The organism is Pelagibacterium xiamenense (assembly GCF_021166475.1).
Lineage (GTDB): Bacteria > Pseudomonadota > Alphaproteobacteria > Rhizobiales > Devosiaceae > Pelagibacterium > Pelagibacterium xiamenense.
Window position 1 is genome coordinate 94,538 of sequence record NZ_JAJOYS010000003.1, and the last position, 15,615, is coordinate 110,152.

16 protein-coding genes and 2 tRNA genes are annotated in these 15,615 nt (G+C 62.9%); 7 read left to right on the forward strand and 11 right to left on the reverse strand.

Going from position 1 to position 15,615, the window contains the following annotated elements; genetic code table 11:
- Nucleotides 1-73: 73 nt before the first annotated feature.
- Together LSG43_RS13135 and glpX are read left to right on the forward strand one after the other, a co-directional pair.
- Nucleotides 74-1,420 carry a homoserine dehydrogenase gene (locus tag LSG43_RS13135; protein ID WP_231805664.1) on the forward strand — a complete coding sequence of 449 codons (1,347 nt, stop codon included), beginning with the start codon at nucleotides 74-76 and terminating at the stop codon, nucleotides 1,418-1,420.
- A complete protein-coding gene (gene glpX, locus LSG43_RS13140) occupies nucleotides 1,420-2,394 on the forward strand; it encodes a class II fructose-bisphosphatase (protein ID WP_231804923.1) in 975 nt (324 codons plus the stop codon). Before LSG43_RS13135 ends, glpX begins: the two co-directional genes overlap by 1 nt.
- A gap of 15 nt (nucleotides 2,395-2,409) precedes the next feature.
- On the opposite strand, the gene LSG43_RS13145 is transcribed toward glpX, so the two are convergent.
- Nucleotides 2,410-2,964, reverse strand: coding sequence for a hypothetical protein (locus LSG43_RS13145; protein ID WP_231804925.1), 555 nt, complete (start codon nucleotides 2,962-2,964; stop codon nucleotides 2,410-2,412).
- Nucleotides 2,965-3,082: 118 nt separating this feature from the next.
- Here LSG43_RS13145 and recJ point away from each other — a divergent pair, with 118 nt between their 5' ends.
- Complete coding sequence (gene recJ, locus LSG43_RS13150) at nucleotides 3,083-4,882, forward strand: single-stranded-DNA-specific exonuclease RecJ (RefSeq protein ID WP_231804927.1); 1,800 nt, start codon at nucleotides 3,083-3,085, stop codon at nucleotides 4,880-4,882.
- A 2-nt stretch (nucleotides 4,883-4,884) separates the two neighbouring features.
- On the opposite strand, the gene LSG43_RS13155 is transcribed toward recJ, so the two are convergent.
- Entirely contained in the window at nucleotides 4,885-5,631 is a 747-nt protein-coding gene (locus tag LSG43_RS13155) for an SDR family NAD(P)-dependent oxidoreductase (RefSeq protein ID WP_231804929.1), read from the reverse strand.
- Between the two features lie 163 nt (nucleotides 5,632-5,794).
- On the opposite strand from LSG43_RS13155, the gene LSG43_RS13160 reads away from it, so the two are divergent.
- On the forward strand, nucleotides 5,795-6,178 hold the full coding sequence (locus LSG43_RS13160; protein WP_231804931.1) for a SpoIIAA family protein: 384 nt from the start codon (nucleotides 5,795-5,797) through the stop codon (nucleotides 6,176-6,178).
- Here LSG43_RS13160 and LSG43_RS13165 read toward each other — a convergent pair.
- From LSG43_RS13165 to LSG43_RS13175, 3 genes are all read right to left on the reverse strand, one after another.
- The gene (locus LSG43_RS13165) at nucleotides 6,175-7,569 is read right to left on the reverse strand and encodes a M20/M25/M40 family metallo-hydrolase (RefSeq protein ID WP_231804933.1); all 1,395 of its coding nucleotides are present in this window, start codon (nucleotides 7,567-7,569) and stop codon (nucleotides 6,175-6,177) included. The genes LSG43_RS13160 and LSG43_RS13165 overlap by 4 nt on opposite strands.
- 247 nt (nucleotides 7,570-7,816) lie before the next feature.
- Nucleotides 7,817-8,395 (reverse strand): dihydrofolate reductase family protein, encoded by a 579-nt coding sequence (locus LSG43_RS13170; RefSeq protein WP_231804935.1) that lies wholly within the window; start codon nucleotides 8,393-8,395, stop codon nucleotides 7,817-7,819.
- Between the two features lie 54 nt (nucleotides 8,396-8,449).
- The gene (locus LSG43_RS13175) at nucleotides 8,450-8,983 is read right to left on the reverse strand and encodes an SRPBCC family protein (RefSeq protein ID WP_231804937.1); all 534 of its coding nucleotides are present in this window, start codon (nucleotides 8,981-8,983) and stop codon (nucleotides 8,450-8,452) included.
- A 219-nt stretch (nucleotides 8,984-9,202) separates the two neighbouring features.
- On the opposite strand from LSG43_RS13175, the gene LSG43_RS13180 reads away from it, so the two are divergent.
- Complete coding sequence (locus tag LSG43_RS13180; protein ID WP_231804939.1) at nucleotides 9,203-10,423, forward strand: helix-turn-helix domain-containing protein; 1,221 nt, start codon at nucleotides 9,203-9,205, stop codon at nucleotides 10,421-10,423.
- A 10-nt stretch (nucleotides 10,424-10,433) separates the two neighbouring features.
- Nucleotides 10,434-11,072 carry a Vgb family protein gene (locus LSG43_RS13185; protein ID WP_231804941.1) on the forward strand — a complete coding sequence of 213 codons (639 nt, stop codon included), beginning with the start codon at nucleotides 10,434-10,436 and terminating at the stop codon, nucleotides 11,070-11,072.
- Between the two features lie 132 nt (nucleotides 11,073-11,204).
- Here the strand turns inward: LSG43_RS13185 and LSG43_RS13190 are convergent, their stop codons facing one another.
- The 6 genes from LSG43_RS13190 to LSG43_RS13215 all read right to left on the reverse strand — a co-directional run bounded on the left by LSG43_RS13190 (nucleotide 11,205) and on the right by LSG43_RS13215 (nucleotide 14,752).
- Nucleotides 11,205-12,050: a GNAT family N-acetyltransferase gene (locus LSG43_RS13190; RefSeq protein ID WP_231804943.1), complete on the reverse strand. Its 846-nt coding sequence runs from the start codon at nucleotides 12,048-12,050 to the stop codon at nucleotides 11,205-11,207.
- A gap of 48 nt (nucleotides 12,051-12,098) precedes the next feature.
- On the reverse strand, nucleotides 12,099-13,100 hold the full coding sequence (locus LSG43_RS13195) for a methyltransferase (RefSeq protein ID WP_231804946.1): 1,002 nt from the start codon (nucleotides 13,098-13,100) through the stop codon (nucleotides 12,099-12,101).
- A 293-nt stretch (nucleotides 13,101-13,393) separates the two neighbouring features.
- Nucleotides 13,394-13,468 (reverse strand) — tRNA-Glu (locus tag LSG43_RS13200).
- 130 nt (nucleotides 13,469-13,598) lie between these two features.
- Nucleotides 13,599-13,674, reverse strand: a tRNA-Glu gene (locus LSG43_RS13205).
- Nucleotides 13,675-13,743: 69 nt separating this feature from the next.
- Nucleotides 13,744-14,205 (reverse strand): YcbK family protein, encoded by a 462-nt coding sequence (locus tag LSG43_RS13210; RefSeq protein WP_231804948.1) that lies wholly within the window; start codon nucleotides 14,203-14,205, stop codon nucleotides 13,744-13,746.
- A gap of 127 nt (nucleotides 14,206-14,332) precedes the next feature.
- Complete coding sequence (locus LSG43_RS13215) at nucleotides 14,333-14,752, reverse strand: VOC family protein (RefSeq protein ID WP_231804950.1); 420 nt, start codon at nucleotides 14,750-14,752, stop codon at nucleotides 14,333-14,335.
- A gap of 239 nt (nucleotides 14,753-14,991) precedes the next feature.
- Here LSG43_RS13215 and LSG43_RS13220 point away from each other — a divergent pair, with 239 nt between their 5' ends.
- Nucleotides 14,992-15,606: a cold-shock protein gene (locus LSG43_RS13220; RefSeq protein ID WP_255714318.1), complete on the forward strand. Its 615-nt coding sequence runs from the start codon at nucleotides 14,992-14,994 to the stop codon at nucleotides 15,604-15,606.
- The last annotated feature ends 9 nt before the right edge of the window (nucleotides 15,607-15,615 follow it).

A 15,615-nucleotide genomic window follows, 5' to 3' on the forward strand; every position in this document is an offset into this window, starting at 1 on the left:
TCCGCTCTTCGTCTTCGATCTTCGCGAAGGCCGGGAGCCGCGTACGGACACGCGTCAGCGCATCGCCAAGGCCATGAAGGAATTCGCCGCAAACGCCCAGGATACCTCGCGTCCCATCCGCATCGGCATCGCCGGTCTGGGCACTGTCGGCGCCGCGCTCATTCACATCCTCGAGGCTGACCGCGCCGCGATCACCAAGAAACTCGGCCGTCCCCTGGTCGTCTCGGCGGTCTCCGCCCGCTCCCGCTCGCGCGACCGCGGCATCGATATCACCAATATCGATTGGTACGACGACCCTGTAGCGCTGGCAAAATCCGAGGATATCGACCTGTTCGTCGAACTGATCGGCGGCGAGGACGGCCCCGCCTACGCCTCGATCACGGCAGCGCTCGAGCGCGGCTGTCCGGTCGTCACCGCCAACAAGGCGCTCCTCGCCCGCCACGGCGTCGCGCTCGCCCATCTGGCCGAAAACAACGACGCTCAGCTCGGCTTCGAGGCCGCCGTCGCCGGCGGCATCCCGGTCATCAAGACCTTGCGCGAAGGCCTCGGCTCGGCCGAGATTACACGCGTCTACGGCATCATGAACGGCACCTGCAACTACATCCTCACCCGCATGGGCAACGAAGGCATCGACTTTGAAACCTGCCTCAAGGATGCGCAGGAGCTTGGCTACGCCGAGGCGGATCCCACATTCGATATTGACGGGTTCGACACCGCCCACAAGCTCGCGATCCTTACAAGCCTCTGCTTTGAAACGGAAATCGCTGCCGAGCAGGTTTTCGTCGAAGGCATTTCGCGCATCACTCAGGCCGATATCAAGGTCGCCGCCGACCTCGGCTTCAAGATCAAGCTGCTGGGTATGGCGCGCCAGACGCCGGACGGAATAGAGCAGCGCGTCCACCCCACGCTGGTGCCGCTCAAGAGTTCGATCGCGGGCGTCGACGGCGTCCTCAACGCCATCGCGCTCGAAACCAACCATGTTCAGGAACTGCTTCTCGCGGGTCCCGGCGCCGGCGGCCAGGCCACCGCGGCGTCCGTCCTCAGCGACATCCTCGACATCGCCCGTGGCACCCGGGTGCCGCCGTTGGGCGTTCCTTCGGTCGAACTCGCCAAATGCGAACGCGCGCCGATGCGCGTGCACGAAGGAGGGTATTATATTAGGCTCAACGCCAAAGACGTGCCGGGCGCCCTCGCGGCGATCGCGACACGCATGGGAGAGAGCAACATTTCGCTTGAAAGTGTCATTCAGCGTCCGGATTTGCGCGCTACAGAACCCGGCGTCGAACCCGAATCGAGCCGGACCGTGGTGCTGATCACGCACGAGACGATCGAGAGCGCCGTGCGGGAGGCGCTGGACCGGATCGACAAGGACGGGTTTATCGTGGGCCAGCCGCAGCTCATCCGCATCGAGGAGTTCTGATGTCCGATGCCCGGGCCCAGGCCCCTGAAACCGAAATCGTCGACCGCAATCTCACCCTCGAGATTGCCCGGATCACCGAACGCGCGGCGATTGCTGCCGCCGGCTGGCGCGGCAAGGGCGACGAAATGCGCGCCGACCAGGCCGCTGTCGAGGCCATGCACGACGCCCTCACGAGGATCGACTTCAAGGGCAAGGTCGTCATCGGCGAGATGCGCGGTTCGGAAAAGCTCGGGCTCGACGAGGAGGTCGGAACGGGCAGGGGCCCCGACATAGACGTGGCCGTGGACCCGCTCGAGGGCGTCACAGGCTGCGCCAAGGACCTGCCCGACGCCCTGAGCGTCCTCGCCTTCGCCGAGCGCGGCGGCCTGCTGCATGTGCCCGACGCCTATATGGAAAAGATCGCCATCGGCCCGGGCTACCCCGAAGGCATCGTCGACCTCGACAAGTCCCCGCGCGAGAACATCGAGACCCTGGCCAAGGCAAAGGGCGTGCCGATAACGGAGATCGTCGCCTGTGTGCTGGATCGCCCGCGCCACGCGAGCCTCCTTGCCGAACTGCGCGAGATCGGCGTCGCCGTCAAGCTCCTGCCCGATGGCGATATCGCGGCCGTCATTCATGCGGCCAACAGCGACGATACCGGCATCGACATCTATATGGGCTCTGGCGGTGCCCCCGAAGGTGTGCTGGCGGCCGTGGCCATGCGTTGCATCGGCGGCCAGATGCAGGGGCGCCTGATCCTCGACACGGCCGCCAAGCGCGAGCAGGCCGAGCGGATCGGCATCCCTGATCTCAAGGCGAAATACTCGGCGGAAGACATGGCACACGGCGACGTGCTGTTCGCGGCCACCGGCGTCACCAAGGGAAGCCTCTTGAACGGGGTGAAAATCCTCCCGCGCAAGATCGTGACGTCGAGCGTCGTCATGCGGTCATGGTCCAAAACGACTCGCTGGATCACCGCCGAGCACCAGCGCTAGGCTGGACGCCTCGTCTTACGGCAACTGGTAATCCAGCGCCTGTGCAGCGGCCTGCTCCGCCCGGTCACCGGCAGCCTCGATCTCGGCCTCGCTCTGGCCGAGCGAGCGCGCGGCCTGCTCCGCAGCGGCGCGGGCATTCGCGACAGCCTCGGCCTTCTCGGCATCCGTCATGTTCTCATCACGGATTTCTTCGACGCTCTGGACGATGTCATTGATCTGCTCGTCGAGTGCATTCTGCATCGAGTCCATTTGCTCGTTGATGGTCTCCATCGCATTTTCACCCGCGTCCTGGGTTTCGCTCAACGCCTCGTCGGTCTCATTGAGGATCGATTCGAAGGTCTCGGCGGCCTCCTGCTCAACCTCCTCAACGCTCTGACCGATGTCCTGGGCCGGTTCAGGATCGACGTCAGCGCTTTCGTCCAGCGCCTCGGTTTCGGTGGTCGTCTCGGTTTCGGTCGGCGCCGCACCCGCATCCGGATCGGGCATTTCCGGGGCATCCGAGGGATTTTCGCACGCTGCGAGCGCGATGAGCGAAGCGGCGGCGAATGGAAGAAGAATCTTGGCGCTCATAATCGATTTGGTCCTCTCAATAGGGGATTGTCGTAAACTGCAATGTCGGTTTGCCGGACGGATGCACTCGCGATACGAGTAAGTCATCCTCTATCTATCTCGATCGGTACGTCTCCGTATGAAGCCTGAAGTCGAACCCTTCCTGAACGTCGCCCGATCGGTCACCGGGCGGACCTGGGTCGACCGTCTCGACGCCGCTGCCGTCCGTATGGCCGCGGCGATCGGGCAACAGACGGAATTGAGCGAGATTCTCGCGCGCGTCGTCGCCGGCAGAGGCATAACGGTGGAAGCGGCCGAAGGTTTCATTACCCCGACGCTGCGCGACCTCATGCCCGACCCATCCACACTCGCCAACATGGACGCGCTCGCCGAACGGCTCGCCGATGCCATAGAGGCGGGCGAAAAGGTCGCGCTCTTTGGAGACTACGACGTTGACGGCGCCTGCTCGGTGGCGCTGATGCTGCGTTATCTGCGCGGCTTCGGTCTTTCCCCGCTCGTCCATATCCCGGACCGGATTTTCGAGGGCTACGGCCCCAATAACGCGGCGATGGAAAATCTCATCGCCCAAGGGGCCAGCCTGATCGTCACCCTCGATTGCGGCACGACCAGCCACGGGCCTATCGCGCACGCCAAGGAGGGGGGCGCCGATGTGCTGGTCGTCGATCACCACCTTGCCGCGGATCACCTGCCGCCAGCGGACGCGCTGGTCAATCCCAACCGCCCCGACGACATATCCGGCCTCGGCTATCTGTGCGCCGCCGGCGTCACGTTCATGGTTCTGGTCGCCACCAACCGCATCCTGCGCCAGCGCGGGCGCGGTCACTTGCCCGATCTGATGCCGCTTCTCGACCTCGTTGCCCTGGCGACGGTCTGCGACGTGGTTCCCCTGACAGGCCTCAATCGCGCCTTCGTTGCGCGCGGGCTCGACGTCTTGCGACAGGGGCGCAATCCGGGCCTCCGCAGCCTCGCCATCGCCGCCCGTGTCAGCGGTCCTGTCGGTTGCTATCACCTGGGGTACCTGCTCGGCCCGCGCATCAATGCCGGTGGCCGTATCGGCGATGCCGGGCTCGGTGCCCGCCTGCTTTCGAGCGAAGACGAGCACGAGGCCCTGACGATCGCCGGCCGGCTCGACGAACTCAATGCCGAACGCCAGCGCATCGAGGTCGAGGCCGTCGAGCAGGCCGTTGCCACCGCCGAAATGGAGATCGGGGACGGCGACGGACCGCCGGTCCTCGTGACTGCCTCGTCCGAATGGCATCAAGGTATCGTCGGGCTCGTTGCGGCAAGATTGCGGGAGCGCTTCGATCGCCCTGCCTTCGCCATCGCCCTGGGGCGCGACGGCGGCGGCACCGGCTCGGGCCGCTCGATGCCGCGCGTCGATCTTGGCGCCGCCGTTATCGCCGCCGTCGAGGCGGGCATCATTCGTAAAGGTGGAGGCCACGCCATGGCCGCCGGCATCACCGTTGACCCCGGCCAGCTCGGCCCCTTCCGTGCCTTTATGAACGACAGGCTCGCCGAGGACGTCGCGGCGGCCCGCAAGCGCAACGAGATCAGGATCGACGCGGCCCTGACCGCCCGTGGCGCCACCACCGATTTTGTCCACGACGTCGAGCGTGCCGGTCCGTTCGGCGCCGGCAACGCCAATCCCGTTTTCGCCTTTCCTGCCCATCAGGTTCGTTTCCCCGAGGTGGTCGGGGCAGGGGGGCATGTCCGGTTCACCGCCAACTCGGGCGACGGCGCGCGGCTCAAGGCCATCGCCTTCCGCGCCGCCGGTACGCCCTTGGGCGAAGCGCTGCTCAAGGCGAAGGACGGGCAGGGCCTCCACCTGTGCGGCACCCTCAATATCGACCACTATCAAGGCCGCGAAATGGTGCAGCTACGCCTGATCGACGCCGCGATTCCCGGCGCTTCTGGCTGAATTCAGCCTTTGGGCAGAAGCCGGCGCATGATGGCGAAAAAGAGCGGGTAGGGCAGCATCCGCACGAGCTTGAGCATCAAGACGAACCGCAACGGAAACGCGATCTCGAACCGCCGCGAGCGCAAAAGCCCATCGGCGATCCGCCGTCCGGCATCCTCGGGTTCGAGAAGGAACGGCATCGGGAAATTGTTTTTCGCGGTGAACTCAGTCCTGACGAATCCCGGAGAAACCAGTCGCACTGAGATATTGTCCCGCGCCAACTCCGTCTTCATCGTCTGCGCCAGCGCAATCAGTGCCGCCTTGCCCGCGCTGTAGGCCGCCGACCGCGGCAATCCGAAATAACCCGCAACCGAAGCCACGAGTGCGATCTCCCCACCACCCTGCGCCCGCATCTGCGCCACCACCGGATCGATGACACGCATCGCGCCTAAAAGGTTGGTGTCGATGACCTTTTGAAACGTCTCGTGATCATAGACCGCCGTCTTGGTCACCGCCTTGGTCGCCACCGAAAAGACCATGAGATCGATCCGCCCCAGATCCGCCGCCACCTTCCGGGCAACGCCGGCCGTCGCGTCCGCATCCGTGACGTCCAGCGGGTAGGGCCGTACGCCGTGGCTCTGCGCGAGAGCCTGCAGCGGGCCGGGTCGCCGCCCGGAAACCGCGACGGTCCACCCCCGCTCGACGAGTTCCTTGGCAAGGGCCGCGCCGATGCCGGTACCGCCTCCCAAAATCCAGGCTGTTTTGCCCATGTCACATACTCACTGGATACATCGGTCTAAACTCGCGCGCTGCCGACGGTGGTCCGCCGCCGGCGCGAACCGGTAGCGCCGGTTTGATCGGTGGCATCGGAACCCGTAAACCGCCGCCGGAGTTGCACCGGCAGGGCTCAGGAATACCAGAAGGAGCAAGGTCATGGACGCGCACATCCCTGAAAACGTTATCGTCGTGAGCCTCGAAGGCAAGCTCGAGGCCGCGGAGGTCGAGCGCCTCACCTCGCGGGCCGAAGCCATGCTCGCGCGCTTCGAGGAAGTCGGCATGCTCGTCGACGCCAGCGGCCTGAAGGGCGTGAGCGCGGACGCCCTGGCCCGCGATATCACTTGGGAGATCAAGCATATCCGCGATTGGGAGCGCTTCAAGAAGATCGCCCTTATCACCGAGAACGGGTTTCTCGCCGGCGTCACCAGGGCCATGGGCGCCCTGATGCCGCAGATCGAGGTCCGCGCGTTCGAGAATGACGAACGGGTCCAGGCTCTCGAATTCGTTTCGGGCGTGCCGGTTAAGCCGCTTGAACGCTAGGTCTGCCCGAACCGGTCCAGGATCCGCACCCAGGACCGAATTCCGCGATGATAGCTTTCGAGGTTGTATTTCTCGTTCGGCGAGTGAATGCGGTCATCCGTCTGCGCAAACCCGATCAGCAGCGAATCCATCCCCAGCTTGCGCTTGAAGTCTCCAACGATAGGGATCGAGCCGCCCGACCCGGCAATGGCCGCTTCCTTGTTCCACTCATCGGTCAGCGCGGCGAGCGCCTTGGTGACGAACGTGCCGTCCGCGGGGATTGTCGTTGCCGGAGACGCCCCGTGCGAGGAGAACGCCACCGAACAGTCAGCGGGCACACGCGCCCGCACATGCGCCCGGAACGCCTCTCGGATTTTCGCAGGGTCCTGATTGCCGACGAGCCGGAATGAAATCTTCGCCGACGCCTGCGATGGGATCACGGTCTTGAACCCGTCCCCGGTGTACCCCCCGCTGATCCCGTTGATCTCACATGTCGGACGCGAGGTGATCTGCTCGAGAACGCTCCGCCCGCGTTCTCCCGCCGGTTCGCCGAGCCCCACTTCGCCCAGATACGCGGCGCCGTCGAACGGCAGGCGCTGCCACTGCTCGGCCACATGCGCGGGCAGTTCCGCGACATCGTCGTAGAACCCCTCGATGGCCACCGACCCGTCGCTATTGCGCAGCGAGGCGACAATGTCGCCCAGAACCTGGATCGGATTGCGCGCCGCGCCGCCATACATACCCGAATGAAGATCCCGCGACGCCGCCGTGATCACGACCTCCTCGCCCACCAGCCCGCGCAGCATGGTGACGATCGAGGGCGTTTCGCTGTCCCACATGTCGGTATCGCAAACCAGCGCCATATCGGCCTTGAGCTCGTCCGCTGTCGCCTCGAGGAAGGGCCCGAGCGAGCGCGATCCGGCCTCCTCTTCGCCTTCGAACAGCACCGTGACGTTGACCGGCAGCGCGCCGCGCACCGCCTTGTAGGCCCGGCACGCCTCGACGAACGTCATAAGCTGTCCCTTGTCGTCCGACGCCCCGCGCGCGAGGATCACCTTGCGGCCGTTCTCCTCCCCGATCGCCGGTTCGAAAGGCTCGTGCACCCACAGCGACAGCGGATCGACCGGCTGCACGTCGTAGTGCCCGTAGAACAGCACCGACGGCCCGTCCTGGCTCTTGTCGTGCCCGACGACCATCGGGTGGCCCTCCGTGGGTCGCACGCTCGCATCGAACCCGAGCCCGTCAAGCTCGTTCGCCAGCCAATCCGCCGCCTTCCGGCACTCTCCCGCATAGGCCGGATCGGTGGAAATGGACGCGATGCGCAACAGCGCGAAAAGGCGCTCGACACTGTCATCGAGTTGGGCGTCGACATGCGCGAGCACCGCATCGAGCGAGGAGGAAGAATCGGCCATGGCTATGAATTTCCGTTCAGAACAAGCGATCGGTCGGCAAAGACTATCACGCAATATCGTGTCCGCGATAGGCGGCGCGGAAATTTGCGGCGCTAATGCCAAAGCGAGCGAATGACGACGGGAGCCACAGCCCGAGGCTGCGTCTGACAAGCCAAACCGGACCGCTACCATGTCCTGAGCAGGTCACGTATCCGCTGATCGACCGTGGATTTGGCGCGGCGAAACTCCCTCCGCCGCGCCCGCGAGTTCACGAGGTGAGCGCGTAGCTGAGATGTACGAGATCGCCTTTCCCCGGCTTCGCATCGACCAGATCCAGTGCATGACGACCGTCCACCCCGTCGAAAAGTCCTCTGCCATCGCCAGCGAGCAGGGGATGCACAATAAGACGAATTTCGTCGACGAGCCCGGCATTGATCAGCGATGTTATCATCTGAGCCCCGCCGACAAGATAGATATCCTGACCCGGCTGCTGCTTGAGCTGGGCAACCTCATCGATGGAACGCAAAAAACGGGTGTTCGGCCATAGAGCGGTTTTGAGCGTCGAGCTCAGGACATAGTGAGGCATATCTGGAATGAGCCGGGCCCATTTGATTTCGTCATCGGTCGGCATTTCGCCCGTCATCGGCAACGGCTCGCCGGGCGAGTTCTGCATGGCTGTCCAGTACTGTTCGTAACCGGGATACATGCCACCGCCCAGCAGGCAGGCGTCAATGTGCGGTGTGAGGCCATAGTCTTCGGACCACGCCTTAACCCAATCCGCATAGCCGTCGGGTCCCTCCATCTGGCCGTCCAATGATACCTTCATGCCGGAAATCAATTTACGCATATCGTCTTTTCCTATCGTCGTTCATATCAAACAGTTGCGCCCAGCCGGCTCTGCCTAGAGGGCGAAGCGCTGTTCGTAGTCGGACTTGAAATGACGCCATGCGTCCCAGAACGGCACGGGTTTTTCGCCGCGGAGGCGGGATGCCAGGATGTCGAGGTGGGCGTGCCAGCCGGCGGCGATGTTCAAGAGCGTGGCGTGGTCGGGCAGCGCCTTGTGGACCACCTTGAGCTCGGTTTCGTCAGCTTTACCGTAGAGCGCGAAGGTCACGCCATCGGTGTTCGACCAGGTGAACGAAACCGAACGGCCAGGCTCGATGTCGATGATGGTGGACGTCATGCTGTGTTCGTTTTCCGATGCCCTTCCAATCTGGTCGGCCGGCTGCGATAGCTGCTCATTGCGCCAGACGAGTTCAAATTCGGCGCCCTTGGTGAGCTCCATATCTCCGTCCGCAAGCCATTGCCGGCGAAGGTTGGCCTCGGTAAGCCATAACCACACGGTGTCAACACCGGCGGGTAGGTTCCGCGTGAAGAGCAGGGTGTTGCGTTCACCAAGCACCGCGTATTCGGATGCAGTCATTATCTGGTTCATTTCACTTGTTCCTTGAAGACGATTTTTAGTCCGATTACACTTGCGTGCGTCGCGATATTTTTATTGCTCAAGAGGAAATGCTTGTCCTCGCGAGGTATTTACTGTTGATTTAGAGCATGAACTGCGCATGCTTCTTGTGGCGTGGTGTTCTCACGGCTACATCGACTTGATAGCCGCCATTCATCGGCAGCGAGAGTTACAAGTGTGACGGGATTTTAGATGGACTCACTGATCACCGCTGCCGCTCAAGCCCTTGCGACCGGCGACCCGTTACTTGCGCTCAATCGCGTCGCCTTGCGTGACGACGCCCCGGCCCTGGCCCTGCGTGGCGTTGCGATGGCGCAACTGGGCGACCTTGAGCGGGCAAAAGCCACCCTCAAGAGTGCGGCACGCGCCTTTGGCAAAAAACATCCGGTCGCGTATGCACGATGCGTGGTCGCCGAGGCGGAAATCGCCCTCGTTTCCCGCGACCTCTCAGCCGTTCCGGACATGCTTTCGGAAGCTGGCAGTCATCTGAAAAGGCATGGCGACATCGTCAATGCTCTTTATGCGTCCATGCTGGAAGCCAGGCACCTACTGCTTGTGGGCCGGATTGACGATGCGGAACATGTGCTTGGCGATATCGACGCGGGGGTACTTCCTCCGTCTTTGCGGGCCGCGTACGAACTGGTGTATTCGGGTATTGCAATGCGGCGCCTACGGGCGGTCGCCGCACGTGCGGCCCTCGCCCGGGCAGAGGAAGCCGCGCGATCCGCGGGAATCTCTGCATTGATTGCTGAAGTGCAAAGTGCGGGTCTAATGCTCAAAAAGACCGCCGCCCGCCTGATATCGGAAGGCACCGAACAGCCGCTTCGTCTTGATGACGTCGAGAGGCTGATCGCCTCTGATACGCTCGTCGTCGATGCCTGCCGCTATGTCATTCGCCATCAGGCGCATGTCCTGCCTTTGACGACTCGTCCTGTCCTGTTCGGGCTGGCGCGAGCAATGGCCGAACGCTGGCCGGGCGACGCATCGAGGGAATCGCTTCTGTTTGCCGCGTTCGGAGCAAGGCATGCCGACGAATCCCACCGGGCGCGGCTTCGTGTCGAAATCGCCCGGCTGCGGGCGGAACTTCGGGAATTCGCCACCGTGCACGCAACGGAAAACGGGTTTGCCATTTCTGCACGAACGGCGCCACGGGTCGTGGTCCTGGCCCCTCCTGCGGACAGTCCACACGCAGCTTTATTGGCACTTCTTGCGGATGGCGAGGCCTGGCCGAGTTCCTCTCTCGCCCTGGCGCTCGACACCAGTCCGCGTTCGATACAGCGTGCACTCGACAAGCTTCGTGCCGCGGGCCAGGTTCGCGCTGTGGGCCGGGGACGGTCCCGCCGGTGGATGGCTCCGCCAATCCTCGGTTTCCCGACAGCATTGTTGCTCCCAGGGGCGCTGCCGGGGCGTTAGGATGTCTCTCATGAAAAGAGCGAAGGCTGAGATTGTGCGCGAGTGGGGTCCATTTCCGGGCTCGAAGCAGGTTCATGGTGTCACGTTCGACGGCACCCGCGTGTGGTTTGCCAGCGGCGACGGACTCCATGCGCTTGACCCCGTCAATGGCATGGTCGTGCAGACATATCCGGTTGCGGCGCATGCCGGCACGGCATTCGACGGAAATCATCTCTATCAGATCGCCGAGGACCGGATACTCAAGATTATCCCCGCTACGGGAGAAGTGGTGTCAACGATACCCGCGCCGGGTGGCGGCGGAGACTCAGGGCTTGCCTGGAGCGATGGCCTGCTTTGGGTCGGGCAGTATCTTGACCGGCAGATACACCAGATCGATCCCGAAACCGGCGCCATCCTCCGCACCATCAAATCGGACCGGTTCGTCACCGGCGTTACCTGGATGAACGACGAGCTTTGGCATGGCACCTGGGAAAACGAGGAGAGCGACCTGCGGCGCGTCGATCCGACAACCGGCAAGACTTTGGAGCGGATTGAAATGCCGGAAGGCACAATCATTTCCGGCCTTGAGGCGGACGGAGGCGACTACTTCTATTGCGGTGGCGGTCCGGGAGGAACGATTCGCGTTGTGCGGCGCACACCGATCACATGAGATTTTCCAATCAGCTCGATCATGACGCGCGGTGCCCGTGTCCAGGATCGGGTGAACGCTAGGCAGATACTGCGACTGTGGTGCCGATCAACACCGGCCGGATCGCCACGAGACGTCGTTTAGCGGCCGCTTCTAGGTTGGAGCAAACGTCCGCCGCATCTCGAACTGTGATATTGCGCTCCGGCGCCAGCCGGCGTTCGCCAACGCGCCGTTGCCCAACGTTTCGGGAACCACGGCGGGAATGCTCCAATGGCCGGGTCGCGTCGCAATGAGGGCCCCGATCATCTCGCTTGCAAGTCCTTTCCCGCGCGCGTCGGGAGCAACCGCCATAGACATGATCCGGCCCTTGCCCTCGTTGAACGAAAATAGAGCTGCCGCCGTGCCCGCAGCGTTGGCAAACCCGCACAGAAGGGGAGCAATCGAGACGATTGATTCTCGGGCGATCTGCCACGGCAGATCGCCCGGCAGAAGCGGAGCGATGATGTCCAATGAGGCATCGGGTGCGCAGCTGTGCCACCCGGTTCTGACTGCCGGTGTCCCAGCCAATTCGATTTGATACCCCACCAGCCGCCTGGTCACCTTGAAGCCGTGATTTTCGTAGAGCCGGACCGCCGCCGTGTTCGTCGCTATGACTTCGAGCTGCATCGCCCGATCACCGCGTGCACCAGCGTCTGTCAGCGCCCGCGTAACGGCGTTGTGGCCGAGCCGCTTTCCTCGAAAGTTCTTTTGCAAACCAAGAGCGGCGAGCCTCGATACTTGCCCGCGCCGCGCAACGAGCATGACGCCGACAGGCTCACCGGAAGAAGATTCGAGAACGTAGCTGCTCGCAAGATCGATGCCGTCCGCGCCGATCATTCGATCGACGCTGTCTTTTGTAAACGCGATCGGGATCAGGTAATCCTCGTAGCCCTTGTTAAGGGCTGCCGCGAGTTCCGACAGATCAATCCTCGTCGCAGGCTTGTAGCGCAAATCAGACACTATTGTTTCACCGCTAATCAACCCGGGAAATCTGCAGCGACTGGCCGATCAATGGCTTGTCCCACCTTCGGCCAGGCGCGCCCGAAACACCGTGCAGCCGTCCGACAGCCGGGATCGGGTAATGTCGCCGAAACCGGCCTCCGCCATCCATTCGCGATACTGGCTTTCCGTGTAGGATTCGCCGTGTCGATAGAGATTGAGGAAGGTGAGATTGAGGAAGACCCCGTCCGCTGGCCCCAGGCGGTCATCATCGATCACGCCCCAACCTGCAATTACGATCTCTCCTCCAGGATTGAGACACCCTGCCGCGTTCAGGATTGACCGGCGCGCCTGGTCCGGCGGCAAAACCTGAACGACGGCCTTGAGGATCGCCAGATCGTGCCGGCGGCGCGATGGCGAGGCAACAATATCGCCGTCTTCCACAACCACATCTTCGGCACCGTGCTCTGACAGGATTGCCCTCGCGGCAGCGGCGACCGGCGGAAGTTCCATCAGCGTCGCGACAACATGCGGCCACCGCTCGCGCAGTCCCACGAGCACGGTTCCCGGTCCCCCGCCGATGTCGATTACCGACCCGACCGCAGAGAGGTCCATTTCGCGAGCCAGAATTCGCCCGAACGACAGCGCTCCCGGCGCGATTTTGCGGCTGAAGGCAGCCGCCGCTTCTGGTCCTGCCTCTGAAAAGTCATGCAAGGCTGCCGGTCGATTATCCCGCAGGGAGTCCGCCGTCAGCAGATCCGCGCTCCAGAGTTCCCGCAAGAGCTCATGATCGCCACCGCGATAATTCGGCTTGGCCGCGTCGAGGAACGTCGACGCCTCGGGTCCGTTGCGAAACCGGCCGCCCTCCACATTGAGAAGGCCGATGCTGGCGAGCGCGTAAAGCAGTCGCGACAGGCGATCGGGATCCACCTCAAGCATGGCCCCCAGACTTTCTGCGGTTACCGCGCCATCGCCAATCCTAGTGAAGACTTCGAGCTCCAACGCTGCCCGCAACGCCAGAGCAGGTGCCACCCCTGCGAACAGCTTTTCAATTCTGTCAAAACGCGCCAAATCGCTTCCCCTTCCAGGGCACCGGTTCGATTGGAGAGCCCCTTTCAGAGAAGATGTCGCCCATCTCGTGCATCGCATCGTCCGGAGATCCCGAGACGCCAAATATCTGACCGATTTGGCTTTTGTGCAACGCCGCTGATTTCGCCAGGCCGCACGTCCTTGACCCGGAGCGAACGTCCGTTAAGCGGCACTGCGAGCCTGCACCTGAATATGCATAAGCTAGACACGGAAGAGATGCGCGTCTCGAAAGTGACGCATTCGAACGCAGTGAGACTGGCGTGAGCGAAAAGAACTGGCGCGCCCTAGGGGAATCGAACCCCTGTTTCCGCCGTGAGAGGGCGGCGTCCTGACCGCTAGACGAAGGGCGCGGATCAGATGGTTCGGGCGAGGCCCGCATGTCCGGCCACTGTTACAACCCTTGCCGAGCCTTGGCAATCGCAGAACACTCGTGCCGGAGAATATTCCGATAAACCCTCTTGTGCCGAGGCCTGGAAGAGGTGGCGCGCCCTACGGGACTCGAACCCGTGTTTCCGCCGTGAAAGGGCGGCGTCCTAGACCGCTAGACGAAGGGCGCTAACGATGTGCGGCTGTATAGAGGGGGCTTTGCGGATGCGCAATACCCGAAATTCAATTTCGTCTCTTTTTAACAGCCGCTAAAGGTAACCGGGGTCGAACGCCGCCCGCGGTCGCGCACGTCGATATGGACAAAGCGCTGGCCGGGATAGCAGCCGAGCCCGCCAGTGAGCGAATTGCGGAACGCGTAGGCGATGAGCCGGTCCTTTTCGACACCCGGAATATAGATGTCCGCGGCCATGCATTTGGTGTGATAGGACGAGCTCGCCCCGCCCACGGACGCATTGTGCCACGGCGTGCGATAGCCCGAGTTCATCACGATCTTCCTGCCGAAATGGCCCTCGATGTCCCAGATCAGCAGCCGCAGCTTGGGCGACAGGCAGAATGCGTTGACGTTATCGTGGGAAACGTAGGTGCCCCAGTCCGTATCGAGCCCAGAATACCCCAGCCCGTTGCCCGAGGCGAACATGGCCATGGGCGCGCACGCACCCAGAAGACCGGCCATAACCATCAGACTCGCAAGAAAACGCATATGCACCCGACGTCCCGAGACCTCGAAGAGGGAAATCCGAACAATGCGCATAAAAATACCGGCGGTTGCCTAACCGCCGGTCAACCAGTGTGGTTAAAATCCTGTTACCCACCCGAAGGCGTCGGGGTTACCAGGTGCCGGTGTTTTCCATCGACGCCCAGGGCTCGGCGGGGGGCAGCCTGTCGCCCTCTTGCAGCAACTCCACCGAAATCCCGTCCGGAGATTTGACGAACGCCATGTGCCCGTCGCGTGGCGGCCGGTGAATCGTGTAGCCCATGTCGGCAAGGTGTTGGCACAGCTTGTAGATGTCCTCGACCCGATAGGCGAGGTGCCCGAAATTGCGCCCGCCGGTATAGGTCTCGGGGTCCCAGTTATAGGTCAACTCGACCTGGGCGTCCTCCTGGCCCGGAGCGTTGAGGAAGATGAGCGTGAACCGCCCGCGCTCGTTGTCGCTCCGCCGGGATTCGACCAGCCCCAGCCCCTCGCAATAAAAGCGCAGGCTTTCTTCGATGTCGGTCACGCGGACCATGGTGTGCAGATATTTCACGGCGATATGCCTCCGATTCTGATGAGGGTCGAGCGATAACTGACATGTCGCAGTCGCGGCGCCTTTCTAGCAGACCCGGGCGGCTCCCGCCAATTGCCGGGCCCGCGGTCGCAGAATGGTTAATGAAAGCGAACAAATTTATGAATGGTCCTTAACTTTTGGCTTTGAATCGGCCAAAGTGCCCACGTTAGTTGTTAAGTACCCGCATTGCGGGGCCGTGAGTGGCAAAGGCGTGGACTATGGGGGTAAAGGACACATCCAGTACCGGGGAAGCCCGGGTGGATTCGCGGCGTGAGGATGGTTCCGGACGCACGGACCCTCATGCGGGCGCAGAGCTGGACGTCATCGAAGTCGGCGGAACGATAAAGTGGTTTGACGCGGGAAAGGGCTTCGGCTTCATCATTCCCGACACGGGCGGGGCGGACGTCCTGTTGCACGTCACCTGCTTGCGCCGAGATGGCTATCAGACAGCCTATGAAGGGGCGCGCATCGTCGTAGAGGCCCTCAATCGGCCCGGCGGTTTGCAAGCCTTCCGCATCCTTTCAATGGACGAATCGACTGCGCGCCATCCCGCGCAGATGCCGGCGGCCCGAACTCACGTTCAGGTCGAGCCGACCTCCGGTCTCGAACGGCTCGAGGTCAAGTGGTTCAACCGCGTACGCGGTTTCGGCTTCCTGTCGGCCGGGGAAGGGCACCCCGACATTTTTATTCACATGGAGACGCTGCGCCGGTTCGGCTTCACCGAACTGCGCCCCGGCCAGACGGTTCTGGCGCGCTATGGCGACGGGCCCAAGGGCCTTATGGTCGCCGAAATCCGCCCCGATAGTTGGGGCGAAGGCCCATCGTCCCACTAAGCGCGAGCG

Coding starts and splice junctions, on each gene's coding strand:
- LSG43_RS13145 (WP_231804925.1), bottom strand. CDS start 2,964: ATGAGCGCCAAGATTCTTCTTCCATTCGCCGCCGCTTCGCTCATCGCG.
- LSG43_RS13165 (WP_231804933.1), bottom strand. CDS start 7,569: ATGGCCGATTCTTCCTCCTCGCTCGATGCGGTGCTCGCGCATGTCGAC.
- LSG43_RS13180 (WP_231804939.1), top strand. CDS start 9,203: ATGGACTCACTGATCACCGCTGCCGCTCAAGCCCTTGCGACCGGCGAC.
- glpX (WP_231804923.1), top strand. CDS start 1,420: ATGTCCGATGCCCGGGCCCAGGCCCCTGAAACCGAAATCGTCGACCGC.
- LSG43_RS13185 (WP_231804941.1), top strand. CDS start 10,434: ATGAAAAGAGCGAAGGCTGAGATTGTGCGCGAGTGGGGTCCATTTCCG.
- LSG43_RS13160 (WP_231804931.1), top strand. CDS start 5,795: ATGGACGCGCACATCCCTGAAAACGTTATCGTCGTGAGCCTCGAAGGC.
- LSG43_RS13135 (WP_231805664.1), top strand. CDS start 74: ATGAAGGAATTCGCCGCAAACGCCCAGGATACCTCGCGTCCCATCCGC.
- recJ (WP_231804927.1), top strand. CDS start 3,083: ATGAAGCCTGAAGTCGAACCCTTCCTGAACGTCGCCCGATCGGTCACC.
- LSG43_RS13155 (WP_231804929.1), bottom strand. CDS start 5,631: ATGGGCAAAACAGCCTGGATTTTGGGAGGCGGTACCGGCATCGGCGCG.
- LSG43_RS13175 (WP_231804937.1), bottom strand. CDS start 8,983: ATGAACCAGATAATGACTGCATCCGAATACGCGGTGCTTGGTGAACGC.
- LSG43_RS13210 (WP_231804948.1), bottom strand. CDS start 14,205: ATGCGTTTTCTTGCGAGTCTGATGGTTATGGCCGGTCTTCTGGGTGCG.
- LSG43_RS13220 (WP_255714318.1), top strand. CDS start 14,992: ATGGGGGTAAAGGACACATCCAGTACCGGGGAAGCCCGGGTGGATTCG.
- LSG43_RS13170 (WP_231804935.1), bottom strand. CDS start 8,395: ATGCGTAAATTGATTTCCGGCATGAAGGTATCATTGGACGGCCAGATG.